The 26,312-nt window shown below is 68.7% G+C and carries 23 protein-coding genes and 1 other RNA gene; 12 read left to right on the top strand and 12 right to left on the bottom strand.

Going from position 1 to position 26,312, the window contains the following annotated elements; genetic code table 11:
• The 6 genes from cysT to ACYVKR_RS14025 form a co-directional block, all read right to left on the bottom strand.
• On the bottom strand, nucleotides 1-876 hold the full coding sequence (gene cysT, locus ACYVKR_RS14050; RefSeq protein ID WP_460481538.1) for a sulfate ABC transporter permease subunit CysT: 876 nt from the start codon (nucleotides 874-876) through the stop codon (nucleotides 1-3).
• Nucleotides 877-971: 95 nt separating this feature from the next.
• The gene (locus ACYVKR_RS14045) at nucleotides 972-1,976 is read right to left on the bottom strand and encodes a sulfate ABC transporter substrate-binding protein (protein ID WP_460481537.1); all 1,005 of its coding nucleotides are present in this window, start codon (nucleotides 1,974-1,976) and stop codon (nucleotides 972-974) included.
• 119 nt (nucleotides 1,977-2,095) lie between these two features.
• Nucleotides 2,096-3,859 carry a GDYXXLXY domain-containing protein gene (locus tag ACYVKR_RS14040; RefSeq protein ID WP_460481536.1) on the bottom strand — a complete coding sequence of 588 codons (1,764 nt, stop codon included), beginning with the start codon at nucleotides 3,857-3,859 and terminating at the stop codon, nucleotides 2,096-2,098.
• A complete protein-coding gene (locus tag ACYVKR_RS14035) occupies nucleotides 3,856-4,857 on the bottom strand; it encodes a DUF2157 domain-containing protein (RefSeq protein WP_460481535.1) in 1,002 nt (333 codons plus the stop codon). The genes ACYVKR_RS14040 and ACYVKR_RS14035 overlap by 4 nt, the downstream gene beginning before the upstream one ends.
• A gap of 75 nt (nucleotides 4,858-4,932) precedes the next feature.
• Nucleotides 4,933-5,580: a trimeric intracellular cation channel family protein gene (locus ACYVKR_RS14030; protein WP_460481534.1), complete on the bottom strand. Its 648-nt coding sequence runs from the start codon at nucleotides 5,578-5,580 to the stop codon at nucleotides 4,933-4,935.
• Entirely contained in the window at nucleotides 5,573-6,496 is a 924-nt protein-coding gene (locus ACYVKR_RS14025; protein ID WP_460481533.1) for a LysR family transcriptional regulator domain-containing protein, read from the bottom strand. Before ACYVKR_RS14025 ends, ACYVKR_RS14030 begins: the two co-directional genes overlap by 8 nt.
• A gap of 145 nt (nucleotides 6,497-6,641) precedes the next feature.
• On the opposite strand from ACYVKR_RS14025, the gene ACYVKR_RS14020 reads away from it, so the two are divergent.
• Entirely contained in the window at nucleotides 6,642-7,286 is a 645-nt protein-coding gene (locus ACYVKR_RS14020; protein WP_460481532.1) for an FMN-dependent NADH-azoreductase, read from the top strand.
• 331 nt (nucleotides 7,287-7,617) lie between these two features.
• On the top strand, nucleotides 7,618-8,334 hold the full coding sequence (locus ACYVKR_RS14015) for a Crp/Fnr family transcriptional regulator (protein WP_460481531.1): 717 nt from the start codon (nucleotides 7,618-7,620) through the stop codon (nucleotides 8,332-8,334).
• Nucleotides 8,335-8,440: 106 nt separating this feature from the next.
• Here ACYVKR_RS14015 and rnhA read toward each other — a convergent pair whose 3' ends face one another.
• Nucleotides 8,441-8,893 (bottom strand): ribonuclease HI, encoded by a 453-nt coding sequence (rnhA, locus tag ACYVKR_RS14010; RefSeq protein WP_460481530.1) that lies wholly within the window; start codon nucleotides 8,891-8,893, stop codon nucleotides 8,441-8,443.
• 28 nt (nucleotides 8,894-8,921) lie between these two features.
• Nucleotides 8,922-9,770, bottom strand: a complete 849-nt coding sequence (locus ACYVKR_RS14005) for a class I SAM-dependent methyltransferase (RefSeq protein ID WP_460481529.1) — start codon at nucleotides 9,768-9,770, stop codon at nucleotides 8,922-8,924.
• Between ACYVKR_RS14005 and gloB the strand changes: the two genes are divergently transcribed.
• Together gloB and ACYVKR_RS13995 are read left to right on the top strand one after the other, a co-directional pair.
• Complete coding sequence (gloB, locus tag ACYVKR_RS14000) at nucleotides 9,769-10,542, top strand: hydroxyacylglutathione hydrolase (protein ID WP_460481528.1); 774 nt, start codon at nucleotides 9,769-9,771, stop codon at nucleotides 10,540-10,542. The genes ACYVKR_RS14005 and gloB overlap by 2 nt on opposite strands.
• Nucleotides 10,542-12,185 carry a lytic transglycosylase domain-containing protein gene (locus ACYVKR_RS13995; protein ID WP_460481527.1) on the top strand — a complete coding sequence of 548 codons (1,644 nt, stop codon included), beginning with the start codon at nucleotides 10,542-10,544 and terminating at the stop codon, nucleotides 12,183-12,185. The genes gloB and ACYVKR_RS13995 overlap by 1 nt, the downstream gene beginning before the upstream one ends.
• A gap of 118 nt (nucleotides 12,186-12,303) precedes the next feature.
• Here ACYVKR_RS13995 and recR read toward each other — a convergent pair whose 3' ends face one another.
• From recR to dnaX, 3 genes are read right to left on the bottom strand one after another with little or no spacing between them, the layout of a single operon-like run.
• Nucleotides 12,304-12,894 (bottom strand): recombination mediator RecR, encoded by a 591-nt coding sequence (gene recR, locus ACYVKR_RS13990; RefSeq protein WP_460481526.1) that lies wholly within the window; start codon nucleotides 12,892-12,894, stop codon nucleotides 12,304-12,306.
• A gap of 21 nt (nucleotides 12,895-12,915) precedes the next feature.
• Nucleotides 12,916-13,248 (bottom strand): YbaB/EbfC family nucleoid-associated protein, encoded by a 333-nt coding sequence (locus ACYVKR_RS13985; protein ID WP_460481525.1) that lies wholly within the window; start codon nucleotides 13,246-13,248, stop codon nucleotides 12,916-12,918.
• Nucleotides 13,249-13,290: 42 nt separating this feature from the next.
• The gene (gene dnaX / locus ACYVKR_RS13980) at nucleotides 13,291-15,369 is read right to left on the bottom strand and encodes a DNA polymerase III subunit gamma/tau (RefSeq protein WP_460481524.1); all 2,079 of its coding nucleotides are present in this window, start codon (nucleotides 15,367-15,369) and stop codon (nucleotides 13,291-13,293) included.
• Nucleotides 15,370-15,457: 88 nt separating this feature from the next.
• Here dnaX and ffs point away from each other — a divergent pair.
• Nucleotides 15,458-15,554: signal recognition particle sRNA small type (ffs, locus tag ACYVKR_RS13975), an RNA gene on the top strand.
• Nucleotides 15,555-15,582: 28 nt separating this feature from the next.
• Here the strand turns inward: ffs and ACYVKR_RS13970 are convergent.
• Nucleotides 15,583-16,839 (bottom strand): Rossmann-fold NAD(P)-binding domain-containing protein, encoded by a 1,257-nt coding sequence (locus ACYVKR_RS13970; protein ID WP_460481523.1) that lies wholly within the window; start codon nucleotides 16,837-16,839, stop codon nucleotides 15,583-15,585.
• Nucleotides 16,840-16,994: 155 nt separating this feature from the next.
• On the opposite strand from ACYVKR_RS13970, the gene trxA reads away from it, so the two are divergent.
• The 7 genes from trxA (at nucleotide 16,995) to ACYVKR_RS13935 (ending at nucleotide 26,299) form a co-directional block, all read left to right on the top strand.
• Entirely contained in the window at nucleotides 16,995-17,327 is a 333-nt protein-coding gene (trxA, locus tag ACYVKR_RS13965) for a thioredoxin family protein (RefSeq protein WP_460481522.1), read from the top strand.
• Nucleotides 17,328-17,622: 295 nt separating this feature from the next.
• The gene (rho, locus tag ACYVKR_RS13960; RefSeq protein WP_460481521.1) at nucleotides 17,623-18,888 is read left to right on the top strand and encodes a transcription termination factor Rho; all 1,266 of its coding nucleotides are present in this window, start codon (nucleotides 17,623-17,625) and stop codon (nucleotides 18,886-18,888) included.
• A 106-nt stretch (nucleotides 18,889-18,994) separates the two neighbouring features.
• Nucleotides 18,995-19,240, top strand: coding sequence for a 50S ribosomal protein L31 (locus ACYVKR_RS13955; protein WP_460481520.1), 246 nt, complete (start codon nucleotides 18,995-18,997; stop codon nucleotides 19,238-19,240).
• Between the two features lie 138 nt (nucleotides 19,241-19,378).
• A complete protein-coding gene (locus tag ACYVKR_RS13950; protein WP_460481519.1) occupies nucleotides 19,379-21,085 on the top strand; it encodes a hypothetical protein in 1,707 nt (568 codons plus the stop codon).
• Nucleotides 21,086-22,471 (top strand): MATE family efflux transporter, encoded by a 1,386-nt coding sequence (locus ACYVKR_RS13945; RefSeq protein ID WP_460481518.1) that lies wholly within the window; start codon nucleotides 21,086-21,088, stop codon nucleotides 22,469-22,471.
• Entirely contained in the window at nucleotides 22,464-24,347 is a 1,884-nt protein-coding gene (gene mnmC, locus ACYVKR_RS13940; protein WP_460481517.1) for an MnmC family protein, read from the top strand. Before ACYVKR_RS13945 ends, mnmC begins: the two co-directional genes overlap by 8 nt.
• A 161-nt stretch (nucleotides 24,348-24,508) precedes the next feature.
• Nucleotides 24,509-26,299 (top strand): nitrite/sulfite reductase, encoded by a 1,791-nt coding sequence (locus ACYVKR_RS13935; RefSeq protein ID WP_460481516.1) that lies wholly within the window; start codon nucleotides 24,509-24,511, stop codon nucleotides 26,297-26,299.
• Nucleotides 26,300-26,312 lie beyond the last annotated feature (13 nt).

Here is a 26,312-nt window from a genome sequence, read left to right as displayed (position 1 = left end):
TCAAACCCCCGCGCGCTTGCGCTGCCAGCTCTGCAGGCCGTTGATGACCAGCAGCAGCACGAACGAGATCAGCAGCATCACCAGCGCCACGGCGGTGGCGCCCGCGTAGTCGTGCAGCTCCAGCTTGCCCATGATGATGAAGGGCGTGATCTCGGACACCATCGGGATGTTGCCGGCGATGAAGATCACCGAGCCGTATTCACCGATGGCGCGTGCGAAGGCCATGGCAAAGCCCGTCATCAGCGCCGGCGTGATGGCCGGCAGGATCACCCGGCTGAAGGTCTGCCAGCGCGTGGCGCCCAGGCTGCCCGCGGCCTCCTCCAGCTCCTTCTCGAAGTCTTCGAGCACCGGCTGCACCGTGCGCACCACGAAAGGCAGGCCGATGAAGATCAGCGCGATCACGATGCCGATGCGGTTGAAGGCCAGCGTGATGCCAAACGGCGCGAACAGCTGCCCCACCCAGCCGTTGTCGGCCAGCAGCGCGGTCAGCGAGATGCCGGCCACGGCCGTGGGCAGCGCGAAAGGCAGGTCGACCAGCGCGTCGACGATCTTCTTGCCGGCAAAGTCGTAGCGCACCAGCACCCAGGCGATCAGCAGGCCGAACACCAGGTTGACCAGCGCCGCGATGAACGAGGCGCCGAAGGTGAGCTGGTACGAGGCCACGGCGCGCGGCGCCGAGATCGCCTCCCAGAACTGCGGCCAGGTCAGCGTGGCCGACTTGAAGATGAGCGTGGCCAGCGGCAGCAGCACGATGATGCTGAGGTAGAAGACGGTGTAGCCCAGCGTCAGGCCGAAGCCCGGCAGCACGCGCCGGGCAGCCCCGCGGCGCGTGGGCGCGGCGGCCACTGGCGCCGGGGCCATGGATGCAGCAGACATGGAAAAGCCCAGGAAAAGGGTTGCTTCAAAACCAGGAGCACCCAGCGCTTGTCAATCAAGCGCCAGAGTCCTTTTTCATACCAAATATCGAAGGCTTACTTCTTGGCTTCGGTGTACAGCTTGTCGAACTGGCCGCCGTCGCTGAAGTGGACCTTCTGCGCCTCGCCCAGCGAGCCGAAGTACTTGGCCACGGTGAACTGCTTGATGGGCTTGAACACGTCGGCATGCTTCTTCAGCACGGCCTCGGAGCGCGGGCGGATGGCGTGCTTGGCGGCGATCTCCTGGCCCTCGTCGGAGTAGAGGTAGTCGAGGTAGGCCTTGGCCAGTTCGGCCGTGCCCTTCTTGCCCACGGTGCGCTCCACCACGGCCACCGGGTTCTCGGCGGTGATGCTGGACGACGGGTACACCGCATCGACCTTGCCCTTGCCGAATTCGCGGTCGATGGAGACCACCTCGGATTCAAAGGTGATCAGCACATCGCCGATGTTGCGCTGCAGGAAGGTGGCCGTCGCATCGCGGCCGCCCTTGGCCAGCACCGGCACGTTCTTGTAGAACTTGCTGACGTAGGCCTGAGCGTCGGCCTCGGAGCCGCCCTTCTCGCGCACCGCGCCCCACGCCGCCAGGTAGGCGTAGCGGCCGTTGCCGCCGAGCTTGGGGTTGACCACGACCACCTGCACGCCGGGCTTGATCAGGTCGTCCCAGTCCTTGATGCCCTTGGGGTTGCCGTTGCGCACCAGGAACAGCATGGTCGAAGTGGTGGGCGATGCGTCGTTGGGGAATTTCTTGGCCCAGTCCTTGGCCACCACGCCCTGGTTCGCCAGGAACTCCACGTCGGTCGTGGTGTTGAAGGTCACCACGTCGGCGGCCAGGCCTTCGGCCACGGCGCGCGCCTGGGCGCTGGAGCCGCCGTGCGACTGGTCGATCTTGACCTCTTTGCCGGTGGACTTCTTGTAGTGCTCGGCGAAGGCGGTGTTGTAGTCCTTGTAGAACTCGCGCGCCACGTCGTACGACACGTTGAGCAGTTGGTTCTGCGCCCAGGCCGAACCGCCTGCCACCATGGCTGTCGCCACCACCAACGAACGGAGAGTCCAAGCCTTCATTGTTTTGTTACCTCTTCAAAGATCAATGCCGCCCATTGTGTCGCTCAGGCTATAAAACTCATAAGACTGATTTCTTTTTTGTTAATTCGATATTCCTATATGAAACCCTGCCCGTCCGGTCATTCCGTGGGCGCGACCGGGGCCGGCAGCTCGGGTTCCGGCTCCGGCGAAGCCGCCGCGCCGTCCGCGTCCAGCGGCAGCCGCTCATAGGCCGCGATGGGCTCGCCCTCGGCATCGGCCAGGCCGACCAGCAGGGCCCGCCCGTCCGGCAGCACGCGGAAGTCGCCGAAGCGGGCGCGCTCGAAGCGCCGGCCCTGGCCCTCGGCAAAGAAATAGGCATCGGTCACCAGCACCCAGTCGCCCTTGAGCTGCTTGAGCGGCAGCAGGATCTCGCCCTGGCCCGGCGCCTCGCCGGCGCGTGCCAGGCGCAGCGGCTCGGCCACGCCACGCTCGTTGAGCGCAGCCACCAGGGTGGCATGCTTGGCCAGCGCGTAGGCAGCAGAGTCGCGCAGCGCCTCGCGCACCTCGTGCGGCAGCGTGAAGCGCAGTTGCATGTAGTCGCCCTGCATCAGCGAGCGCGGATCGACCGGCGCCAGCGGCACCAGGATGCGCTGGCCCTGGGCGATGACCGTCTCCTTGCGCCACACGTCCACATTCGCCAGCCCCAGCGCCAGCACGCCGCCCAGCAGCACCCACAGCGCGCCGCGGCGGCTGCCGGCCGCTGCGGGATGGGCTGCCGAGGCCGGCCCGCCCCGCGCGCGCAGCGCCAGCAGGCCCAGCACCAGGGCCGCGCCCAGCAGCGCCAGCCCCAGGCCCTTGGCGGCCAGCGTCCAGGCCAGGCTGTAGTAGAAACTGCCCAGCAGCCACAGCGCCGCCAGCCCGCAGGTCACCAGCAGGCGCCAGCGCGCGGTGGCCGCGGCCGTGGCGGCCACCAGCGCCACCGTGGCCACGGCCGGGCTGAACCAGGCAGCCAGCGCCAGCGCCGCGCAGGCCAGCGCGAGCAAAGGTTTCCAGCGCCCGGCAGCAGTACCCTGTTGCGCGGACCAGCGCCGCGCCAGCGCCCAGCCGCTGGCCAGCACCAGCGGCACGGCGAGCCCATGCGGCAGCAGGTACACCCAGCGCCAGGCGACGGCTTCGCCCAGGCCGCGGCCCAGCCAGCCCTCGCGCATCGACAGCTCCACGAACGCGCCCGACCACACCGCGCACACCAGCATGCCGATGGCAAAGCCATCGGCCAGCGCCGCGCGGCGCGCTGCCTGCGGCTGCCCCAGCCAGCGCGCCTCGCGCCAGCACCACCAGGCCCAGGCCAGCGCCACCAGCGGCAGCATCAACGGCGACAGCGCCAGCAGCACGCGCTCGGACAGCCCCGCCGCCATCAGCCCTGTCAGCAGCGTGGCCACGATCGCCGGCGCCAGCGCCAGCCCCATGAGCCGCCCTACCCACAGCGCCGGGATCAGCAGCGCGCTGCCCAGCAGCGCGGCGCTGACGATGGCGCAGGCGGCGAACGATGCGGCATCGGCGCCATGCCAGTCGTCCAGCCAGCGCACCAGCACCAGCGCCAGGCCCAGCACCCATAGTTCCAGTCCCATGCAGGTGGCAAAGATATGGCGCGAACTGCGCAGCCACCACAGCGCACCCGCCATGGCCAGCGCGCCGGCGACATAGCCTGCCGCCGTCTCCAGCAGCGCCTCGCTCAGCCCCAGGCCCAGGAAGGCCAGCAGCGGCGCGCTGCAGAACACCGCGCCCACCAGCACCAGCGCGGTCAGCAGCGGCGACGGCTCGACATCGCCGCCCTGCGCCGCGCCGGCAGGCAGCCAGCCCTGTGCCTGCGCGCGCGCCAGCCAGGCCGGCGCGGCGCCATGGTTGGTCGTGGCTTCCGTCATGCCCGTGCTCCTTGGTTCCAGGTGCGCTGCTGCTGCAGCAGCCAGCTCGCGCTGGCGCCCAGGCAGCCCATGCCCAGCAGGCCCAGCAAAAGCAGCGCGCCGACGTCGGAATGTGCATCGAACAGCAACCGCGTCGCCAGGCTGAGCACCAGCACATTCGCCGCCAGCACCGCCAGCCCCAGGCTGGGCAGATCGCGCCAGCGGCCGCGCAGGCTCAGCCAGCCCATGCCGGCCACCAGCACGGCCGCCATGGGCCAGCTGATGGCGAAACCATCGCTGTCGAACATGCCCACGATGGCCAGCCCCGACCAGGTGGCCAGCGCCAGGCCCTGGGCCAGCCGGTGCGACCAGCGCCCCAGGCCGGTGCCATCCCGCGTGTGCAGGCACAGCCACGGCAGGCTGGCCACGGCGATGGGCAGCAGCGCCAGCACCAGCCAGGCCAGCATGGTCAGGGCCTCGACGCCCGGCTGGCGCTGGTCACGCAGGAACCAGTGCAGCAGGCCGATCGGCCCGGTCCACAGCGACAGCGACAGCGCGGCAATGGCGATCCACAGCGTCCACAGCAGGTCGCTGCGCTGCACCAGCACCCACAGCAGCGCCAGCGCGGCCCAGGCGGCAAAGAGCTGCCAGGCGTCGGCACCGGTCTGGTAGGTCTGGCCGATGAAGGCCAGCAGCCCGCCCAGCACCAGCGTGGCGCACAGCAGCGCCGCGGTGCGGGCGCGCGGCAGCAGGCAGGCCGCGGCCAGCGCAGCCACCAGCGCGGCCTCGATCAGCCCGAGCTTGAAGCCGCGCGACTGCTCCTGCCAGTTGGCCGCGATCCAGAAGATCAGCCCCCCGCCCAGCAGCAGCGCCGCCACCGCCAGCAGGCCGCGCCGCAGCAGCAGCGCCAGCCGCTCGCCTGGCGGCGGCTCGGTGGCCCAGGCGTAGAGCTGCGCGCGCTGCGCCGGGTCTGCGCCCGCCGCCAGCTGCTGCGCCGCGTGGTAGAGCTGGGTATTCATGCTTGCTGACCTCCGTTGGAATCAAATTCACTGGCAGCGCTTGATGGACAAGCGCTGCCAGCTATGATTTTTACATCAATCCACTCGCCAGTGCGGAATCCGCCAGCCGCGCCACAGCGCCAGCGAGCGCAGCCCGGCTGTCACCAGCACGCAGGCCAGCATGGGCATCGCCTCGGGCAGCCCCCAGCCGCGCAGGCCCACGTCCATCCAGCCGCCGATAAAGGCGCAGACGGCATAGGGCTGGTGGTCGCGGAAGGCCTGCGGGATCTCGCCGCACATCAGGTCGCGCAGCACGCCGCCGAAGACGCCGGTGATCACGCCCATCATCACGCAGATCAGCGCCGGCATGCCCGCCTCGGCGGCGATGTCCACGCCCACCGCGGCGAACAGGCCCAGGCCCAGCATGTCGGGCCACAGCATGGCGCGCTCGGTGATGCGGAAGTGGCGCTGGCGCAGGAACAGCATGGCCCGCACGGACAGGCCCATGGTGCCCCAGACGAACTCCACGTGCCGCACCCAGAAGAAGGGCCGCTGGTCCAGCAGCAGGTCGCGCAGCGTGCCGCCGCCAAAGGCCGCCAGGAAGGCCACCACGCACACGCCCACGGCGTCCAGCCGCTTGTGCGCCGCCTTGATGACGCCCGACAGCGCGAACGCCAGCGTGGCGGCCACCTCCAGCAGCTGGCGCGCCGTGTCGAGGAAGGAGGCGCTGGTCACGCTAATCATCGCCGGGCACCGGCCACTGGTCGGGGATGGTCTCGCCCAGGTAGTCGAGGAAGGCCCGCAGCGCCGGCGACATGTTGCGGCGCGACGCGAACGCCGCATGGAAGATCGCCCGCGGCAGGCCCCAGTCCTTCAGGATATGGACGAGCCGGCCGTCCTGCAGTTCCTCGCGCACCATGTAGTCGGGCAGCCAGCAGGTGCCGATGCCGCCGAGCGCGGCGTACTTGAGCGCGGTCAGGTCGTCCGCCACGTAGCGCGGCTGCAGCGAGACCGACTCGTCCTCGCCGCCCGGGCCGTACAGGTGCAGCACGCTGCGCCCGTCCGCGCTGAGTAGCGAGGCCGATGGCATGGCCTCCAGGTCCTTGGGCACCCTGGGCGTGCCATGCGCGATCAGCAGCTCGGGGCTGGCCACGAGCAGCAGCCGCGTCACGCCGAAGCGCTTGATCACCAGGCTGCCGCTGTCGTCCATGGCCACGCGCGCGCGCAAGGCCACGTCGATGCCCTCCTCCACCAGGTTCACCAGCCGGTTGCTCACGACCAGCTCGATGCGCACCTTGGGGTGGCGGTTGAGGAACGCGGGCATGAGCTTGCCCACCAGCCCCTGCGCCACCGACACCGAGCACGACACCCGCAGCAGGCCCGCCGGCTCGCTCTGCGTCTGCTCGATCGCGGCCTGGGCCGACTGCGCCGATTCGCGCACCGACTGGCAGTAGCGCAGATAGGTGTCGCCGGCATCGGTCAGCGAAAGCCGGCGCGTGGTGCGCTGCAGCAGGCGCACGCCCAGCCGCGCCTCCAACTCCGATATGCGCCGCGACAGGCGCGACTTCGGGATGCCCAGCGCCCGCCCCGCGGCCGCAAAGCCGCCGCGCTCCACCACCTCGGCGAAGAACACCATGTCGTTCAAATCCTGCGTGTACATACCGCTCCGTTTCGGCTGTTCTGTCGTTCTATTTATCGAACAATGTATTGCAACATTGGCGGCTATTCAGCCCATCGTTCCAACTGCACAATTACACCCATGCCATCGACGATGGTCTTGTCTCCACTGATAGGAAAGCTTAACCATGAAACTGCTGCACATCGACTCCTCCATTCTCGGCGGCAACTCCGTGTCCCGCCAGCTCACTGCCGAAGCCGTGCAGGCTTGGTCGGCAGTACACCCCAACACCCAGGTGGACTACCTGGACCTGGCGGTGGACACCCCTCCCCATCTGTCGGCACAGGCCCTGGGCTTTCGCACCGGCCAGGAAGCCGCCACCGAGGAAGAGCGCAACCAGAACGCCATCTCCGAGCGCCTGGTGAGCCAGTTCCTGGCAGCAGACGTGATTGTCATCGGCTCGCCGTTCTACAACTTCGGCATCAACACCCAGCTGCGCTCGTGGATCGACCGCATTCTGCAGCCGGGCCGCACCTTCCGCTACACCGCCACCGGCCCCGAAGGCCTGGCCGCCGGCAAGAAGGTGATCGTCGTGGCCACCCGCGGCGGCGTGTACTCCACCTCCGAAGCCGGCCGCGCCAATGAGCACCAGGAAGGCTACCTGAAGACCATCTTCGGTTTTGCCGGCGTGACCGACGTGCAGTTCGCACGGGCCGAAGGCCTGGCCATGGGCGAAGCGCCGCGCGCCGCCGCCATTGCCCAGGCACAGCAGGACATCGCCCACATCGTGGCGGCAGCACCTGCGGTTGCCCCCGAAAAGGCCACCGCCTGATCCCGCCTCGCTCCCCCGCACAGAGCCGACTCTCCCGAGTCGGCTTTTTTTGTGCTGCGCCGCACCAACACCGCCTTTGCAATTCCAGAAGCCGGCCTTCGCCAAACCTGCAGCCTGGCCTGGGAGATTTTCAAAAACCATAGCAGCCCGTCCAATCGCTGCCAATGGCGCCCTCGCCAATCACGATGACTGTTGTTGCCGCAACGGCCCGGGCCAGGCACCGGCCCGGCCTTCACGCAACTTCGCACTTTGTTTGCAAATGCATTAAATTCGAGCCCGACGCGTCGCAAAAGCGACAATCAAGCCCGAAAAAGTCACCGAGACGACACCCATGGACGACCCCATTCTTACCCCCGAAGAGCGCGAAGCCATCAATGCCGGCCTCTGGTTCAGCACACTGTCGCCGACGCTGCGGCACGACATCCTGCGCTGCGCCTACGTCAAGCGCTACCGCGACGGCGCCCAGATGTTCACCCGCGGCGATGCCCCGGAGGAATGGCTGGCGGTGGCCAAGGGCTCGGCCCGCGTCAGCTCGGCCTCGCTGACCGGCAAGCAGATCACCTTCGCGTACGTCGAGCCGGGCGTGTGGTTCGGCGATGTCGGCCTGTTCGACGGCGATGCGCGCACCCACGACGTCTACGCCCATGGCGACACCACCCTGGTCTGCGTGGCGCGGGCGGATTTCGAGCGCATCCTGCACACCCATGTGGAGTTCTACCAAGCCATGTCGCGCCTGCATGCGCGGCGCATCCGCAACCTCTACGGCATGGTGGAAGACCTGAACACGCTGCCGCTGCGCGCGCGCCTGGCCAAGCAGCTGCTGCACCTGGCGCGCAGCTACGGCCTGCCGGCCGTCGAAGGCGGCGAAACCCGCATCGGCCTGCAGCTGGCGCAGGAAGAGCTGGCGCAGCTGCTGGGCGCCTCGCGCCAGCGGGTGAACCAGGAACTCAAGTCGATGGAGCGCGAATCCTCGATCCGCATCGAGCCCGCCGGCCTGGTGGTGCGCAACCACGACGCGCTCAAGCGCATTGCCACGGCGGAGTGCTGAGCGGCGCCCTATCAAAAAAATAGCTGCTGGCGCTTGGTAGGCAATGGATTGAGATAAAAATATATCTTAATCTTCCATCCATCAAGCGGCAGCAGCTATCGTTTTTTCAGAGCCGGTTTTCCAGCGCCAGGCGCACGCCCTGGTTGGCCAGCGCATCGGCGCGCTCGTTGCCGGCGTTGCCGGCATGGCCCTTGACCCAGTGCCAGGCGATGCGGTGGCCGCCGCGGTGCACCAGTTCGTCCAGGCGCTGCCACAGCTCCACATTCTTGACCGGCTCCTTCGATGCGGTCTTCCAGCCCTTGGCCTTCCAGCCGTGGATCCACTCGGTGATGCCCTTGCGCACGTACTGGCTGTCGAGGTACAGCGTCACGTCGCAGGGGCGCTTGAGGGCGGCCAGGGCCTCGATCACGGCCATCAGCTCCATGCGGTTGTTGGTGGTGTTCAGCTCGCCGCCGAACAGCTCCTTCTCCACATTGCCGGCCGCCAGCAGGGCGCCCCAGCCCCCCGGGCCCGGATTGCCCTTGCAGGCGCCATCGGTGTAGATCACTACTTGGTTCAAAAATCAGCTCCTCGGTACGAGGGCGTAACTATATATGCCCCGGCGTCGGCGCGCGGGTTGCCGCCGGCCGGGCCACCGCGGCGGCCTTGCGCTCCTGCCACGGCACCGCCATGCGGTGCGTGCCCGCCACCTTCTTCACTGCCTCGACGAAATAGGCCCCGCCCGCCACCGGCCAGCCGCCGGCGCCGATGCGGTCGAGCCAGCCATAGCGCTGCAGCCAGCGCTGCGACTGCAGCGCGGGGCGGTAGCAGCCGAAGCTCGCGGCCTCCAGCTCCAGGTCCAGCAGCTTGAGCCAGTCGCGCAAGCGGCCGTAGCCGATCAGCTGCCCGTCCGGCGGCAGCCCCGGCAGCGGCGCGGCCCAGCGCCGTGCGCCGGCCCAGCTGCGCAGCCCCCACAGGCTCGCGGGATTGATGCCGCTGATCAGCACCCGGCCCTGCGGCACCAGCACGCGCGCCACCTCGCGCAGCACGGCGTGGGGGTCTTCGCTGCATTCCAGGCTGTGCGGCAGCAGCACCAGGTCGAGGCTGTTCTCGGCAAACGGCAGGGCCTGCGGGCTGCACTGCAGCGCCGCCTGCAGCGGCAGCGGGTGGGTTTCGTGCAGGCCTTCGGCCGCCGGTAAACCCTTTGCAAATGTTTGCAAGCTCGCGTCACGCTCGGCCTCGGCGAGCTGCTGCGCCTCCTGCGGCTCCAGCGCCAGCCAGCGGTGCGGCATGCGGTTGCAGCGCAGGCCCTGCAGAGGGAAACAGCCCAGCTGCAGGCTGTGGAAGCCGAAGACGTTCGCCACCGCGTCGTCATAGCAGGTCTGCTCCCAGTCCAGCAGGTAGCGGCCCAGGGGCTGATTCCACCAACGCTCAATGCCTATAATTTGCTCGCTCATGAAACTGCTACCCCTGCCTGCGTTCTCCGACAACTACATCTGGCTGCTGCACGACGGCAGACAGGCATTGGTGGTCGACCCTGGCGACGCAGCGCCGGTCTTGCAGGCGCTGTCGGCGCAGGGCCTGACCCTGAGCCGCATTGTAGTAACCCACCACCACGGCGACCATGTCGGCGGCGTGGCCGATTTGCGCGCCGCCACCGGCGCCCCGGTCTGGGGCCCGGCGCGCGAGTCCATCCCCCAGCCCTTCGAGCCCGTGCGAGGCGGCGACGTGGTCCACGCGCTGGGCTTGGCCTGGCAGGTCATCGACGTGCCCGGCCACACGGCGGGCCACGTGGCCTACTTCTGCCCCGACGTGGACGGCCAGCCGCTGCTCTTTTGCGGCGACACCCTGTTCTCCGCCGGCTGCGGCCGGCTGTTCGAGGGCACGCCGGCGCAGATGCATGCCTCGCTCAGCGCGCTGGCGGCGCTGCCCGCGGCCACCCGGGTGTGCGCGGCCCACGAGTACACGCTGTCCAACCTTGCCTTTGCCCAGGCCGTGGAGCCTGCCAGCCGCGACCTGGCCGACTACACCGCGCACTGCCGCCAGCTGCGTGCCCAGGGGCAGCCCACGCTGCCCTCCTCCATTGCCCAGGAGCAACGGATCAACCCCTTCCTGCGCTGCGCCGTGCCCGCCGTGGCACAGGCCGCCCGCCACTACGACGCGCAGACCCAGGCCGAGGACCCCGTGTCCGTGCTGGCCGCGCTGCGCCGCTGGAAAAACGAGTTCTGATGAAACTGATGCACCACTGGGGCCTGTCGGCCCTCTCCGCCCTTTTGCTGCTGACCGGCTGCGCCACCACCGGCAACAACGCGGGCGATGCCGCCAAAGCGAAGACCGCCAGCGCCGCCGGCACCACGCCCAACTACCCCGTGGGCCCGCTGCGCCCGATCGACCCGGCCCGCATCCAGCAGCCCGGCGTGGCCAACCTGGCCGTGCCCGAGGACATCTGGGACCGCATCCGCCGCGGCTTCGCCATGCCCGACCTGGACTCGGGCCTGGTCTCCAACCAGGAGCAGTGGTATGCCAACCGCCCCGACTACATCCTGCGCATGACCGAGCGCTCGCGCAAGTACATGTTCCATATCGTCGAGGAGCTGGAGCGCCGCAACATGCCGACCGAGCTGGCGCTGCTGCCCTTCATCGAGAGCGCCTACAACCCGCAGGCCGTCTCCAGCGCCAAGGCCGCGGGCATGTGGCAGTTCATGCCGGCCACCGGCACCTATTTCGACCTCAAGCAGAACATGTTCCGCGACGACCGGCGCGACGTGCTGGCATCGACCCGCGCGGCGCTGGACTACCTGCAGAAGCTCTATGGCATGTTCGGCGACTGGCAGCTCGCGCTGGCCGCCTACAACTGGGGCGAAGGCAGCGTCGGCCGCGCGCTGGAGAAGAACCGCCGCGCCGGCCTGGGCCTGACCTACCCCGAGCTGCAGATGCCCGAGGAGACGCGCAACTATGTGCCCAAGCTGCAGGCTGTCAAGAACCTGATCGCCCACCCCGAGCGCTTCCAGGCCGAGCTGCCGACGATCGAGAACCACCCCTACTTCCAGGCCGTGCCCATCGACCGCGACATCGACGTGGCGCTGGTCGCGCAACTGGCCGGCATCAGCCTCGACGAGCTGAAGTCGCTCAACCCCTCGTTCAACAAGCCGGTGATCCTGGCCTCGGGCACGCCGCAGGTGCTGCTGCCCTGGGACAACGCCAACGTCTTCAAGCGCAACCTGCAGGCACACGAGAAGGGCCAGTACGCGAGCTGGACGGTCTGGACCGCGCCCACCACCATGACGGTGGCCGCCGCGGCCGGCATGATCGGCATGTCCGAGGGCGACCTGCGCAGCGTCAACAACATCCCGCCGCGCATGGCCATCAAGGCCGGCTCGGCGCTGATGGTGCCGCGCTCCACCGCCCAGCAGGACGTGTCCAGCCAGGTGGCCGACAACGCCCGCATCGCGCTCACGCCCGAGATCGTCAACCGCCGCACCACGGTGCGCGCCCGCAAGGGCGACACGGTGGCCAAGGTGGCCCACCGCTACCGCATGACCGCAGCCCAGGTCGCCGACTGGAACGATGTCGGCGTCAAGTCCGGCTTCAAGGCCGGCCACCAGGTGGTGCTGTACCTGCCGGTGAAGCTCGGCGCGCCCGCGCCCCGGCTGGTCGCCCAGGAAGAGCCGGAAGAACGCGCCCAGCCGCGCCGCGGCGCCAAGGGCAAGCACGCCGCGCCGCGCGTCACGGCCAAGGCCCAGCCCCGCGGCAACGCCAAGGCCACCAAGCAGGCCGCCGCCAAGCCCGCAACGAAAACGGCAGGCAAGGCGGCCGCCAGCAAGACGGCCGCGGCCAAGTCCGGCGCCGGCCAGAAGACCGCCAAGCGCTGATTCCGCGCAGCGCTATTGAAAAACAATAGCGGCTGGCGCTTGCCAATCCTGGCATTTCAGACAGAAACCATCTGAAACCAAGGAATGGCAAGCGCCAGCCGCTATATTTTTTAAAGCTTCAGCGCCGGTCGGCCAGCGCGTGGGCGATGGTGCCCAGGTCCACGTATTCGAGTTCGCTGCCGATGGGCACGCCGCGCGCCAGCCGCGTGACCTGCAGCCCGCGGCGCGTGAGCGCCTCGCCGATGACGTGGGCCGTGGCCTCGCCCTCGGCGGTGAAATTGGTGGCCAGGATCACCTCCTGCACCACGCCATCGCTGGCCCGCGCCAGCAGCTGCTCGACGCCGATGTCGCGCGGCCCCACGCCGTCGAGCGGCGACAGCCGCCCCATCAGCACGTAGTACAGGCCCTTGTAGGCGCCGGTGCGCTCCAGCGCGGCCTGGTCGGCGGGCGTTTCCACCACGCACAGGCGCGCGGCGTCGCGGCCGGCGTCCAGGCAGGTGTCGCAGACCGGGTGCTCGGTGAAGGTGTGGCAGCGCTCGCAGTGACGCACGCGCGCAACCGCCTCGTGCAGCGCGCGCGAGAGCAGCTCGGCGCCCTCGCGGTCGCTCTGCAGCAGGTGGAAGGCCATGCGCGACGCCGACTTGACGCCCACGCCCGGCAGGCGCCGCAGCGCCTGCACCAGGGCCTCCATGGCATTGCTGTCAGACATGGCTGCAGGCAGGCCCTGCGTTTAGAAGGGGAACTTCATGCCGCCGGGCAGGCCAGGCATGCCGGCCGTGATCTTGCCCATCTTTTCCTGCGAGGTTTCCTCGGCCTTGCGCACCGCGGCGTTAAAGGCGGCGGCCACCAGGTCCTCGAGCATGTCCTTGTCCTCGGCCAGCAGGCTGGGGTCGATGGTCACGCGCTTGACGTCGTGCTTGCAGGTCATGACCACCTTGACCAGGCCCGCGCCGGATTCGCCTTCGACCTCGATGTTGCCCAGCTCGTCCTGCGCCTTCTTCAGGTTGTCCTGCATGGCCTGGGCCTGCTTCATCAAACCGGCGAGTTGTCCTTTGTTGAACATGGAAAGATCCTTGAGATTGGGGAAAAAAAATCTATAGCTGCATCACACGGGCTGGATGCTACCGGGCACTATTTTCGCGCCAAATTGCTCCACCAGCGAGCGCACGTACGGGTCGCCCTGCACCAGCGCCTCGGCGGCGCGCTGGCGCAGCTGGGCCGCATGGGCATTGCGCCGCGCCGGGCAGTCGCTGACCGGCCCGCGCGCGACTTCGATGCGCCCGGCCAGGCCGGCCGCCACCAGCGCGGTGCGCAGGCGCTCCACCGTGGCCGGCTGCGCCAGCGACTCCAGATCGACCTGCAGGCGCCAGCAGTCGCCCTCGCGCGCCATGAGCTGCGAGCGCAGCGCAAGCTGGCGGGTGACGGCGGTGATCGCCTCCTCCGCCACCAGCTTCTGCACCGTGGCATGCCAGAAGTCGCCTTCCGGCGACGGCGTGAATTCGGCCGGCACGCGCACCATGGAGTCGCCCGCGCCCGGCGTGGGCCGGTCGTACGGCGAGAGCTCCGGCTCCTGCACGGGCAGCTCCACCAGGGCGGCGTCGGCCGCGTGCTGCGCCGGAGCTTTCTGCGGCGGTGCATCGTCGCCATAGGCGCCGTCCCAGTAGGCCTCGTCGGGCGGGCCATCGTAGGGCGGCGGGCTGTCCTGGGCCTCGTCGTCGCCTTCAGCCTCGTAGGTCGCTTCCTCGTCTGGCTCTTCGGGCGCAGGCGGCTGCGCTTCGGCCACGGCAGGCACCGCAGCGGCAGGCGCCACAGGGCGCGAAGGGATCAGGTCTTCGGGCGTGCGCACCGGCAGCTTCAGCGCCGGCGGGACGCTCGCGGCCTCGGGCGCAGGCGCCGCTTGCACGGCGGGCGCAGGCGCCGGCTGCACCACCAGCGGAGCGGCGGGCGGCGGGCTTTTTGCTACAACTACCGGAGCTGCTGGCGCAGGTGGAATCTGCGCTGGAGCCGGTTTTTTCCTGGAATCTGCAAGCGCGGCTACGCCGTCAGATGGTGTTTTTTTTTCAGCCAGTGCGTCCGCGGGCTTGAAGGCCAGCAGGCGCAGCAGCGTCATGGTCAGCGCGGCGTATTCGTCGGGGGCCAGCCCCAGTTCGCCGCGCCCGTGCAGGCAGATGCTGTAGAGCAGCTGCGTCTCGTCCGACGCCATCGCCTGCGACAGCCGCAGCAGCTCGGCCTCGTCGGGGTCGGTGGAATCCATCGCGGCACGCGCCTTGTCGGGCACGGCCTGGAACACCGCCATGCGCTGCAGGCTGGTGGCCATGTCCTCGAGCGTGGCGGCGGCCGACAGCCCCTGCAGGCGCAGCGTGTCGACGATGTCCACCAGCGCGGCGCCATCGCCCTGCGCCAGGGCGTCGATGCAGCGGTAGACATAGCTGCTGTCCACGCTGCCCAGCATCTGGCGCACGCCGGCTTCCTGCAACTGACCGGCGCCGAAGGCGATGGCCTGGTCGGTGAGCGACAGCGCATCGCGCATCGAGCCGCGCGCGGCGCGGGCCAGCAGGCGCAGCGCCTGCGGCTCGGCGGGGATGGCTTCCTTATCCAGCACCGCCGTCAGGTGCTGCAGCACCGTCTCGGGCGCCATCGGCCGCAGGTTGAACTGCAGGCAGCGCGACAGCACGGTGACCGGCACCTTCTGCGGATCGGTCGTGGCGAGCACGAACTTGAGGTATTCGGGCGGCTCCTCCAGCGTCTTGAGCATGGCGTTGAAGGCCGTGTTCGTCAGCATGTGCACTTCGTCGATCATGAAGACCTTGAAGCGCCCCTGCACCGGCTTGTAGACCGCCTGCTCCAGCAGGCCCTGCACCTCGTCGACGCCGCGGTTCGAGGCCGCATCCAGCTCGGTGTAGTCGGGAAAGCGGCCGCTGTCGATGTCGGTGCAGGCCGCGCACACGCCGCAGGGGCTGGCGGTGATGGAGCCCTGCCCGTCCGGCCCGGTGCAGTTCAGCGACTTGGCCAGGATGCGCGAGACCGTGGTCTTGCCCACGCCGCGCGTGCCGGTGAACAGGTAGGCATGGTGCAGGCGCTGCTGGGTGAGCGCATTGGTAAGCGCCTGCACGACATGCTCCTGCCCCACCATTTCCGAAAAATTGCGGGGCCGGTACTTGCGGGCGAGTACGAGATAAGACATAGCCGGGCATTCTACGGCCTCGCCGCCACACAGAAATTAAGGTGATGATGGCCGGGCGGTCATGTTTCTTTGGGTAGAATCCGAACCCGACGGGCCTCCTCGCATGGTGAAGCGGCCAACCGGGTCAGGTGGGGAACCAAGCAGCCCTAACTGTGAATCCAGTGCCGAGGGTAAGGCTCGTCACCCGTCATTCTCCAGCGCCCCTGAGCTTCTTCAGGCGGCCGACTTCCCCAGGTATTCCACCATCCCGCGCGCCGCGCGCACGCCGCTGGCCATGCAGGCTGTCAGCAGGTAGCCGCCGGTGGGGGCCTCCCAGTCCAGCATCTCGCCCGCGCAGAACAGGCCCGGCACCGCTGCGCTCATGAGCTTGCCGTCCAGTGCATCGAAGGCCACGCCGCCCGCAGTGCTGATGGCCTCGTCCACCGGGCGCGGCGCCACCACCGTCAGCGGCAGGGCCTTGATCGCGCGGGCCAGCAGCGCCGCATCCTGCATGCCGCCCTTGCCCAATACCTCGAACAGCAGCGCAGCCTTGACGCCATCGAGCTTGAGCCGGCTCTTGAGGTGGCTGCTGAGGCTGCGCGAGCCGCGCGGGTGCGCCACCTCGGCAGCCACGCGTTCAGCCGTCCAGTCCGGCAGCAGGTCCAGGAAGAACAGTGCCCGTCCCTGCGTTGCGATCGTGTCGCGCAGCGCAGCCGACAACGCATAGACCAGGCTGCCTTCCACGCCGGTGCGCGTGGCCACGAATTCGCCCTTGCGCTGCCAGGCCCGGCCCTGCGCGTCGACGAAGGACATCGCCACCGACTTGAGCGGCTGGCCGGCAAACTTGTCGGCAAAGTACGGCGACCAACCCACGTCGAAGCCGCAGTTGGCCGGCTGCAGCGCCGCCACCCGCACGCCCCGCTGCTCCAGCGCTGGCACCCAGCTGCCATCCGAGCCCAGCTTGGGCCAGCTCGCGCCACCCAGCGCCAGCAGGGTGGCCTGCGGCTGCACCTGCACCGGGCCCTGCGGCGTGTCGAACTGCAACGCGCCGGCCTCGTCCCAGCCCGTCCAGCGGTGGCGCATGTGCATCCGCACGCCCGCGCCGCGCAGCCGCGAGAGCCAGGCTCGCAGCAGGGGCGCCGCCTTCATTTCCTTGGGGAAGACCCGGCCCGAGGTGCCGACGAAGGTCTCGATGCCCAACGCAGCGCTCCATTCGCGCAGCTGCGCCGGGCCGAAATCGGCCAGCCAGCCAGCCACCTGCGGCTCGCGCGCGCCAAAGCGCTGCACGAACGCCGCCAGGTCCTCCGAATGCGTCAGGTTCAGCCCGCCTATGCCCGCCAGCAGGAACTTGCGGCCCGCCGACGGCATGGCGTCGAAGACGTCGCAGGCCACGCCGTGCCGCGCCAGCTCGTCGGCCGCCATCAGGCCCGCCGGGCCCGCGCCGACGATGGCGACGCGGCAGTGCTGCAAGGAAACGGGGGCTGTGTGCATGCTCAATCCAATAGGTGTCACGGGGGCGATATTGTGCGCTGATTCAGGCCGCGCAAAGCTATCGCCACCATAGCAATGTTCGAAGAGCAGACCCTTGGTTTCTGTCACAATGGCCGCAATTGCAGGCTATCTCTCATCGAGAAAAGGACTCTTTCATGACGGACTCTCTGATCAAGCACACCAGCGAAACGACTTTTGAAGCCGATGTGCTGCAACCCAACACCAATGTGCTCGTGGATTTCTGGGCTGAGTGGTGCGGCCCCTGCAAGATGATCGCCCCCGTGCTGGAAGAAGCGGCCACCACCTACCAGGGCCGCCTGCAGATCGCCAAGGTGAACGTCGACGAGAACCGCGCCATCTCGGCCAAGTTCGGCATCCGCGGCATTCCCACGCTGATGCTGTTCAAGAACGGCCAGTTGGCCGCCACCAAGGTGGGTGCACTGAACAAGTCGCAACTGGTCGCCTTCCTGGACGAGCAGCTCGCCTGACGCCCTCCCGGAGCCGCCCCGCAGGCCCTGCCTGGCAGGCGGCTCCGCCCTTACTCCTCCCCCGCCGCGTGGGCGATATTCACGATAACGACATTTTTTCGAACCGCCGCCACTGCACAGGCGGGCCATTGGCGATTTAGTGTCTATAATATTTGGCTAGATCATCGATCTGCCTTCCCAAGATCACCACTGATCATCCGGGCTTTGCGATTCTCGCAATCAAATGCAGCCCCAGGCTGCCCGCCCTTCTCCATTCCTTCCCATTTCTGTCGTCACTCCTGGCAGGAGTCTATTGATGCACTTAAACGAACTCAAGGCACTGCACGTGTCTGAAGTCCTCAAGCAAGCCGAAGAGCTTGAGATCGACAACGTCGGCCGCATGCGCAAACAGGAACTGATGTTTGCCATCATCAAGAAGCGCGCCAAGGCCGGGGAACAGGTGTTTGCCGACGGCGTGCTGGAAATCCTGCCCGACGGCTTCGGTTTCCTGCGCAGCCTCGACACGAGTTTCACCGCCAGCACCGACGACATCTACATTTCGCCCAGCCAGGTGCGCCGCTTCAACCTGCACACCGGCGACATGATCGAAGGCGAGGTGCGCACGCCCAAGGACGGCGAGCGCTACTTTGCCCTCACCAAGCTCGACAAGGTCAACGGCGGCCCGCCCGAGCAGAACAAGCACAAGGTGATGTTCGAGAACCTGACGCCGCTGTTCCCCAAGGAGCAGATGCGCCTGGAACGCGACAACTTCAAGGGCGAAGAGAACATCACCAGCCGCATCATCGACATCGTCGCTCCCATCGGCCGCGGCCAGCGCGCGCTGATCGTCGCGCCGCCCAAGAGCGGCAAGACCATGATGATGCAGAGCATCGCCCATGCCATCACCGCCAACCACCCCGACGTGCACATGATGGTGCTGCTGGTGGACGAGCGCCCCGAGGAAGTGACCGAGATGCAGCGCTCGGTCAAGGGCGAGATCATCGCCTCCACCTTCGACGAACCCGCCGCGCGCCACGTGCACGTGGCCGAAATGGTGATCGAGCGCGCCAAGCGCCTGGTGGAGCTGGGCAAGGACGTGGTCATCCTGCTGGACTCCATCACCCGCTTGGCCCGCGCCTACAACAACGTCGTGCCCTCATCGGGCAAGGTGCTGTCGGGCGGTGTCGACTCCAACGCGCTGCAGCGTCCCAAGCGCTTCTTCGGCGCGGCGCGCAAGGTGGAAGAAGGCGGCTCGCTCACGATCATCGCCACCGCGCTGGTCGATACCGGCAGCCGCATGGACGAGGTGATCTTCGAGGAATTCAAGGGCACCGGCAACAGCGAACTGCACTTGAACCGCCGCCTGTATGAAAAGCGCGTGTTCCCGGCCATCGAGCTGAACAAAAGCGGCACGCGCCGCGAGGAACTGCTGCTGTCGCCCGAGATCCTGCAGAAGACCCGCATCCTGCGCCAGTTCATGTACAACATGGACGAGATCGAGGCCATGGAAATGGTCATCAAGAGCATGAAGGCGACGAAGAACAACAGCGAATTCTTCGACATGATGCGCCGCGGCGGCTGATATGCAATAATAGAGAGCTTTTTTCTGCGGAAAGTATGTGGAATTTTCATGCGGCGCAAAGGTTGCGCCGGGTTCTGCACGGCTCCCGCACTTGGCAAGGAAGATCATGAGAGAAGGCATTCACCCCAACTACCGCGAAGTCCTGTTCGTGGACCTGTCCAACGGTTTCAAGTTCGTGACCCGCTCGTGCGTGAACACGAAGGAAAATGAGACCTTCGAAGGCAAGGAATACCCGCTGTTCAAGCTGGACACCTCGTCCGAGTCGCACCCCTTCTACACCGGCACGCAGAAGTCCGTGGACAACATGGGCGGCCGCGTCGAGCGCTTCCGCAATCGCTTCGGCAAGAAGTAATGAGGTGATAGTCGTGTGGCATGCCTGCCAGCAGGTGTGCCGCAGGCTGCAAAAGCTTCAAAAAGGCAGTTCGTTCATAGCGTTCTGCCTTTTTTTGTTGGGCCGTCCCGGTCCCCTTTTCCTGAGCGCCTTCACCGCGTGAACTACCCGACCCCCGCCATCGTCCCGCAAAGCGCCGTGCGTCCGCTGCCCCGGCTGCTATTGCTGCTGCTGTGCTTCGCCTACGTGCTGCCGGGCTTCCTGGGGCGCGCGCCGTGGAAGAGCCTCGACATCACCACCTACGGCTACGGGCTGGCGCTCAGCCGCGGCGAGACCTCGTGGCTCGCGCCCACGCTGTTCGGCATGTCGCCCGACACCGAGGGCCTGCTGCCCTACTGGCTCAGCGCCTGGGCCATGCAGGCCCTGGGCGGGCTGATGGGCCCCGAGCTGGCCAGCCGCCTGCCCTTTGCCGTGCTGCTGTGGCTGGCGCTGATGGCGACCTGGTACGCGGTGTACTACCTGGCCCGCAGCCCAGGCGCCGGCCCGGTCGCGTTCGCCTTCGGCGGCGAAGCCCGGGCGGTGGACTATGCCCGCGCCATGGCCGACGGCGGCCTGCTGGCGCTGATCGCCTGCCTGGGCCTGGCCCAGCCCTCGCACGAGAGCAGCAGCTATGTGGTGCAGCTCGCCGCGGTGGCCTTCGTCTTCTTCGCGGCGGCATCGATCCCGCGCCGCCTGGCCGGCGCCCTGGCCGCGGCGGCCCTGGGCCTGTTCATGCTGGCCCTGAGCGGCGCGCCCACCTTCGCGCTGCTGTATGGACTGGGCGCCGCGCTGCTGCTGGCACTGGCGCCGGTGGATGAGCCTCAGCGCCGCTCCACGCGCACTGCCGCTATTGTTTTTGCATGCCTTGCGCTTGCTGCATGCGGGCTGGCAGCCTATTTCGACCAATGGCAGTGGCGGCTGCTGCCCTTTGCCGAATTCCGCAAGCCGCACGACTTCCTCGAGCTGGTGCTCTGGTTCGCCTGGCCGGCCTGGCCGCTGGCGCTGTGGTCGCTGTGGATCTGGCGCCGCCAGATCGCCAACCGCCACTTCCTGCACCGCCACCTGTGGCTGCCGATCTGGCTGGGCCTGCTGGCCCTGATCGACACCGTGGTCACCGTGCCGGCAGACCGTGCCCTGCTGCTCGGCCTGCCGGCCTTCGCGGCGCTGGCGGCCTTCGCGCTGCCGACCTTCCGCCGCGCGATGGCCGCGCTGATCGACTGGTTCACGCTGCTGTTCTTCAGCGTGGCGGCGCTCACCATCTGGGTGATCTGGATCTCGGTGCAGACCGGCGTGCCGCCCAAGCCCGCCGCTAACGTGGAGCGGCTGGCGCCGGGCTTCGTCGCCGAATTCTCGCTGCTGCCGCTGCTCTTCGCGCTGGCCGCCACGGCCGCATGGTGCCTGCTGGTGTACTGGCGCGCCAAGCGCAACCGGCCCGAGATCTGGCGCAGCCTGGTGCTGCCCGCTGGCGGCACGGTGCTGAGCTGGATCTTGATGATGACGCTGTGGCTGCCCATGCTGGACTTCGCCCGCAGCTACACCGCGCAGATGACCGCGATGGAGCAGGTCGTGGGCGCCGGCAGCCCCTGCATCGCCTTCCAGGACCTGAGCCGCGCCCAGATCGTCGCGATGCAAACGCACCGCCCTGAGCAGCCCTGGCGGCTGGAGCGCGCCGAAGACCCCGCCGCCGCGCAGTGCCGCTGGCTGGCCATCTCGGTGGACGGCCATGCCTTCCTGCGCCCCGACGACGCACGCTGGCGCGAAGTCACCGCCGTGCGCCGCCCGACCGACCGCGATGCAGCCATCGTGCTGTACCGGCGCCAGCCGTAAATGAGCCCAGACACCCGGCAGGACAGCGACCTCTCCGTCATGGCCCGGCACGCGGGCACGGTGTTCGCCGGGCAGATCGCGGTGATGGGCTTTGGCGTGGTGGACACCATCGTCGCCGGCCGCCATTCCGAGCTGGCGCTGGCCGCGCTGTCGGTGGGCTCGGCCATCTATGTGAGCGTCTATGTCTCGCTGATGGGCCTGCTGCAGGCCCTGCTGCCGGTCTGGTCCGAGATGCATGGCGCCCGCCGGCTGGCCGAGCTGGGCCCGTCGCTGCGCCAGTCGCTCTATGTCTGCTTCGCGGCGACGGTGCTGGGCCTGGCCGTGCTGTTCTGGCCCGATCCCATCCTGCGGCGCACCGAGATCCCGCAGGAGCTGCGCCCGCTGGTGGCCGAGTACCTGGCCATCGTCGGCTTCAGCCTGCCGGGCGCGCTGCTGTTCCGCGTGTTCAGCACGCTCAACCAGGCGCTGGGCCGGCCCCAGCTCGTCACCTGGCTGCAGCTGTGCTCGCTGCTGGTCAAGCTGCCGCTGTCGGTCTGGTTCACCTTCGGCGGCTTCGGCCTTCCGGCCATGGGCGTGGTCGGCTGCGCCTGGGCGACGCTCGCGGTCACCGCCTTCCTGTTCGTGGTGGGCGCCTGGCTGCTGCGCACGCAGCCGCTGTACGCGCCGCTCCATCTCTGGCGCCGGCTGGAGGCGCCCCACGGTCCCACGCTGCGCGAGTTCCTGCGCCTGGGCGTGCCCACGGCGCTGTCGGTGCTGGTGGAGGTGACCTCGTTCACGCTGATGGCGCTGTTCATCGCCCGCATCGGCACGGCCGCCTCGGGCGCGCACCAGATCGCGGCCAACGTGGCGGCCCTGCTCTATATGGTGCCGCTGTCGGTGGGCATTGCCGTCAGCGCGCGCGTGAGCTGGTGGCGCGGCGCCGGCGACGAGGCCCGGGCCCGCGCCACGGCATGGACAGGAATTCGGGCTGCAGCGCTCATGGTGCTTGCGCTGGCCGCTCTTCTTTTTTTTGCACGGCCGTGGGTGGCCGACATCTATTCCGAGACGCCGGCCGTGGTCGCGCTGGCCACGGGGCTGCTGGCCTGGGTCGCGCTGTACCACCTGGCGGACGGCGTGCAGACCGTGTGCATCTTCGTGCTGCGCTGCTACCGCATCACGCTGGCGCCGCTGGCGGTGTACTGCGTGCTGCTGTGGGGCCTGGGCCTGTTCGGCGGCTTTGTCGCCGCCTATGGCCCGCACCCGAATGCGCTGCACGGCTCGCCCGCCGCCTTCTGGGCCGGAGCCGCCGTGGCGCTGGCCTGCGCCGCCATCGCCTTCGTGGGCATGCTGCGCTACGTCACGGCCCGCGCCCGGCCGCTGCCGGCCCTGGAGCCCGCCCATGGCTGAACCCATCGAGTGGCTGCCCGACGGCACGCCCTACAGCCCGCGCTTTGGCGACCGCTACCACACCGAAGCCGCGCAGGGGCTGGCGCAACCCGAGCAGGTCTTCCTGCAGGGCTGCGGCCTGCCGGCGGCCTGGGCCAACCAGCCGCAGTGGACGGTGCTGGAAACCGGCTTCGGCTTCGGGCTGAACTTTCTCGTCACCTGGCATGCCTGGCGGCAAGACCCCGCCCGGCCGGCGCTGCTGCACTTCGTCTCGACCGAGGCCTGGCCCGTGGCTCCTGCCGATCTGCTGCGCCACTGCGCGCAGCATCCGCAACTGCAGCCGCTGGGCGAACTGCTGGCCGCCCAGTGCTGGGGCCTGCTGCCCGGCACGCACCGGCTGCGCTTCGACGGTGGGCGCGTACAGCTGACGCTGCTGGTGGGCGATGCGCAGCGCAGCCTGCGCCACCACGAGCTGATGGCCGACTCGGTCTACCTCGACGGCTTCAGCCCCGCCAAGAACCCCGACATCTGGAGCCTGCACACCCTGAAGGCCGTGGCGCGCTGCTGCCGCCCCGGCACCCGGCTCTCGACCTGGTGCGCCGCCGGCGAGATCCGCCGCGACCTGGAGCAGTGCGGCTTTGCCGTGCACAAGGCCCAGGGCGTTCCGCCCAAGCGCCACAACCTGCAGGCGGTGTTCAGCCCTGCCTGGCAGCCGCGCAGAAAACCGCTGTGGACGCAGCCTGCCCCGCCCCTGCCCGCCACGCGGCGCTGCGCCGTCATCGGCGCCGGCATCGCGGGCGCTGCCACGGCGCAGCAGCTGGCGCTGCGCGGCTGGCAGGTCGCGGTGCTGGACGCCGCCGCCGAACCCGCCCAGGGCGCGTCCGGCCTGCCGGCCGGCATCTTCGCGCCGCACACCAGCCGCGACGACGCGGTGCTCTCGCGCCTGACCCGCAGCGGCCTGCGCTGCACCCGTTTCTGGGCCGAGCAGCTGCTGCAGCCCGGCACCGACTGGCAGCCCACCGGCGTGCTGGAGCGGCGCCTGGGCAAGGGCGCGCATGCGCTGCCGCAGGCCTGGCAGGACGATGCCGCCCTGCTGGACTGGAGCCGCCCGGCCGATGCAGCCGTGCTGGCTCAGGCAGAGCTGCCCGCCGGCGATGACGCCCTCTGGCACCCCCAGGGCGGCTGGCTGCGCCCGGCCCGGCTGGTGCGGGCGCTGCTGGCGCACGAAGGCATCCGCTTCCAGGGCGACAGCCCGGTCGCCAGCATCGCCTGGCAGGCCGAAGATGAGGAATGGCAGCTCGGCGCCGCCGACGGCCGGCTGCTGGCCTCGGCCGACCTGGTCGTGGTCTGCGCCGGCCCGCATTCGCGCCGCTGGCTGCCCGCCGGCATGGATTTACGGTCCATTCGGGGTCAAGTCCTTATGGGACAAGCGCTAGCAGCTATCAAAAATGATGACGCCAGCTTTCCCATCAATGGCCATGGCAGTTGGATACCGCGCTTTGCCCGCGACGGCGGCGAGCCCGGCTGGATCATGGGCTCCACCTTCGAGCGCGGCTGCGACGTGCTGCCGCCCACGGCCGCCGACCAGCAGGCCGCCCGCGCCGAGAACCAGGCCAAGCTGCAGACCCTGCTGCCCACGGCCTCGCAGCGCTACGCACCGGGCATGGCGGAGGCCTCCGTCTGGGCCCAGGTGCGCTGCACCTCGGCCGACCGGCTGCCGGTCGTCGGCCCGGTGCCGGCCGCCGGGCCGCAACTGTGGGTCAACACCGCGCTGGGCTCGCGCGGCCTCACCTGGGCCCTGCTCTGCGCCGAGCTGCTGGCCGCGCGCCTGCATGGCGAGCCGCTGCCGCTGCCGAACGAACTGGCACAGGCCCTGGCCAGCGACCGCTGCGCCTGACACCGCGCTGCACGCCGGCAGCCGCGCCTCATGCGGATTGCGTCCATGCATATGCGGTTTTCAAATAACTCAAACACATATATGCAAGCCAAAAAATTCGTTTGAGTTTATATAAAGATTCTCTACAGTACATCGCATCCCCCGAGAACAGCCCACCTGCGATGTACCAATACACCGACTTCGACCGTGAATTCGTCCAACTCCGCGCCCAGCAGTTCCGCGACCAGCTCGAACGCTGGCAGCGCGGCGAGCTGACCGACGAGCAACTGCTGCCGCTGCGCCTGCAGAACGGCTGGTACATCCAGCGCTACGCGCCCATGGCCCGCATCGCCGTGCCCTACGGCGAGATCAGCAGCACCCAGCTGCGCATGCTGGCCCGCATCGCCCGCGACTACGACAAGCCCAGCCCCGAGCTGCTGGCCCACGCCCAGTCCACGCAGGACCAGCTGCAGGCCGCCCAGCCCGGCCTGACGCTGGCCGCCGCGCCGCTGAAGTACGGCTACGGCCACTTCACCACGCGCACCAACGTGCAGTTCAACTGGATTCCGATCACCAAGGCCGCCGACGTGATGGACCTGCTGGCCAGCGTGCACATGCACGGCATCCAGACCAGCGGCAACACCATCCGCAACATCACCAGCGAGGCCTACGAGGGCATCGCCGAGGACGGCATCGTCGACACGCGCCCCTTCGCCGAGATCCTGCGCCAGTGGAGCACGCTGCACCCCGAGTTCGCCTTCCTGCCGCGCAAGTTCAAGATCGCCTTCAACGGCTCCGTCGAAGACCGCGCCGCCACCGGCTGGTACGACATCGGCGTGCAGGCCCAGAAGAACGCCGCAGGCGAAGTCGGCTTCACCGTCAAGGTCGGCGGCGGCATGGGCCGCACGCCCATCATCGGCTCGGTGGTGCGCGAGTTCCTGCCCTGGGACCAGTTGCTCAACTACATCGAGGCCGTGGTGCGCGTCTACAACGGCTACGGCCGCCGCGACAACAAGTGGAAGGCCCGCATCAAGATCCTCGTCAAGAGCGAAGGCCAGAAGTTCATCGACGCGGTGGAAGCCGAGTACCAAGCCATCCTGGAGCAGGACGGCGCCCCGCACACCATCACCCAGGCCGAACTGGACCGCGTGACCGCCAACTTCGTGGTGCCCGAGCTCAAGCCCGCCAACCTGCCTTCGAGCGTCAATACCGACGGCCAGCTCTACCAGCGCTGGGTCCAGCAGAACGTGCGCGGCCACCGCCTTTCGGGCATGCGCGCCGTCACGCTGTCGTTCAAGCGCGTGGGCTTTGCGCCCGGCGATGCCGAGGCCGACACCATCGACGCGCTGGCTCAGCTCGCCGACCAGTTCTCGGCCGGCGAGGCGCGCCTGACGCACGACCAGAACCTGATGCTGCCCTGGGTGTTCGCATCCGACCTGCCGGCGCTGTACGAAGCCGCCCGCGCCCTGGGCCTGGCCCAGCCCAACATCGGCCTGCTGACCGACATGATCGCCTGCCCCGGCGGCGACTACTGCGCGCTGGCCAACGCCCGCTCGCTGCCCATCGCCGCGGCGCTGACCGAGCGCTACCAGGACCTGGACGAGGTGTTCGACCTCGGCCCCATCGACCTGCACATGAGCGGCTGCATCAACAGCTGCGGCCACCACCACAGCGGCAACATCGGCATCCTGGGCGTCGACAAGGACGGCAAGGAGTGGTACCAGATCACGCTGGGCGGCGCCGACGGCTCCAACCTCTCGGGCCCGGCGATCGCCGGCAAGGCCGTGGGCCCCTCGTTCTCGGCGGCCGAAGTGCCCGACGTGATCGAGGCCGTGCTGACCACCTTCCGCGAGCTGCGCAAGCCCGGCGAGTTCTTCATCGACGCGCTGCGCCGCATCGGCCACGACCCGTTCAAGGCCGCCGCCAACGCCGCCCGCCACCCCAAGCAGGCCGAAGAAGCCCTGGCCGAGTAACCGCAGCCGACCT

This window comes from Comamonas humi, from assembly GCF_054782535.1.
The sequence above is the reverse complement of the archived record's forward strand: the minus strand, read 5'-3'. Positions and strand labels throughout refer to the sequence as shown.

What these genes read in the sequence shown, in the direction of transcription:
- ACYVKR_RS14040 (WP_460481536.1), bottom strand. Translation starts at nt 3,859, where the DNA reads ATGACGGAAGCCACGACCAACCATGGCGCCGCGCCGGCCTGGCTGGCG.
- ACYVKR_RS13955 (WP_460481520.1), top strand. Translation starts at nt 18,995, where the DNA reads ATGAGAGAAGGCATTCACCCCAACTACCGCGAAGTCCTGTTCGTGGAC.
- ACYVKR_RS13945 (WP_460481518.1), top strand. Translation starts at nt 21,086, where the DNA reads ATGAGCCCAGACACCCGGCAGGACAGCGACCTCTCCGTCATGGCCCGG.
- dnaX (WP_460481524.1), bottom strand. Translation starts at nt 15,369, where the DNA reads ATGTCTTATCTCGTACTCGCCCGCAAGTACCGGCCCCGCAATTTTTCG.
- ACYVKR_RS14030 (WP_460481534.1), bottom strand. Translation starts at nt 5,580, where the DNA reads ATGATTAGCGTGACCAGCGCCTCCTTCCTCGACACGGCGCGCCAGCTG.
- ACYVKR_RS13985 (WP_460481525.1), bottom strand. Translation starts at nt 13,248, where the DNA reads ATGTTCAACAAAGGACAACTCGCCGGTTTGATGAAGCAGGCCCAGGCC.
- ACYVKR_RS14020 (WP_460481532.1), top strand. Translation starts at nt 6,642, where the DNA reads ATGAAACTGCTGCACATCGACTCCTCCATTCTCGGCGGCAACTCCGTG.
- gloB (WP_460481528.1), top strand. Translation starts at nt 9,769, where the DNA reads ATGAAACTGCTACCCCTGCCTGCGTTCTCCGACAACTACATCTGGCTG.
- ACYVKR_RS13935 (WP_460481516.1), top strand. Translation starts at nt 24,509, where the DNA reads ATGTACCAATACACCGACTTCGACCGTGAATTCGTCCAACTCCGCGCC.
- cysT (WP_460481538.1), bottom strand. Translation starts at nt 876, where the DNA reads ATGTCTGCTGCATCCATGGCCCCGGCGCCAGTGGCCGCCGCGCCCACG.
- recR (WP_460481526.1), bottom strand. Translation starts at nt 12,894, where the DNA reads ATGTCTGACAGCAATGCCATGGAGGCCCTGGTGCAGGCGCTGCGGCGC.
- rho (WP_460481521.1), top strand. Translation starts at nt 17,623, where the DNA reads ATGCACTTAAACGAACTCAAGGCACTGCACGTGTCTGAAGTCCTCAAG.
- trxA (WP_460481522.1), top strand. Translation starts at nt 16,995, where the DNA reads ATGACGGACTCTCTGATCAAGCACACCAGCGAAACGACTTTTGAAGCC.
- ACYVKR_RS13995 (WP_460481527.1), top strand. Translation starts at nt 10,542, where the DNA reads ATGAAACTGATGCACCACTGGGGCCTGTCGGCCCTCTCCGCCCTTTTG.
- ACYVKR_RS14015 (WP_460481531.1), top strand. Translation starts at nt 7,618, where the DNA reads ATGGACGACCCCATTCTTACCCCCGAAGAGCGCGAAGCCATCAATGCC.
- ACYVKR_RS14035 (WP_460481535.1), bottom strand. Translation starts at nt 4,857, where the DNA reads ATGAATACCCAGCTCTACCACGCGGCGCAGCAGCTGGCGGCGGGCGCA.
- ACYVKR_RS14005 (WP_460481529.1), bottom strand. Translation starts at nt 9,770, where the DNA reads ATGAGCGAGCAAATTATAGGCATTGAGCGTTGGTGGAATCAGCCCCTG.
- ACYVKR_RS14025 (WP_460481533.1), bottom strand. Translation starts at nt 6,496, where the DNA reads ATGTACACGCAGGATTTGAACGACATGGTGTTCTTCGCCGAGGTGGTG.
- ACYVKR_RS14045 (WP_460481537.1), bottom strand. Translation starts at nt 1,976, where the DNA reads ATGAAGGCTTGGACTCTCCGTTCGTTGGTGGTGGCGACAGCCATGGTG.
- ACYVKR_RS13970 (WP_460481523.1), bottom strand. Translation starts at nt 16,839, where the DNA reads ATGCACACAGCCCCCGTTTCCTTGCAGCACTGCCGCGTCGCCATCGTC.
- mnmC (WP_460481517.1), top strand. Translation starts at nt 22,464, where the DNA reads ATGGCTGAACCCATCGAGTGGCTGCCCGACGGCACGCCCTACAGCCCG.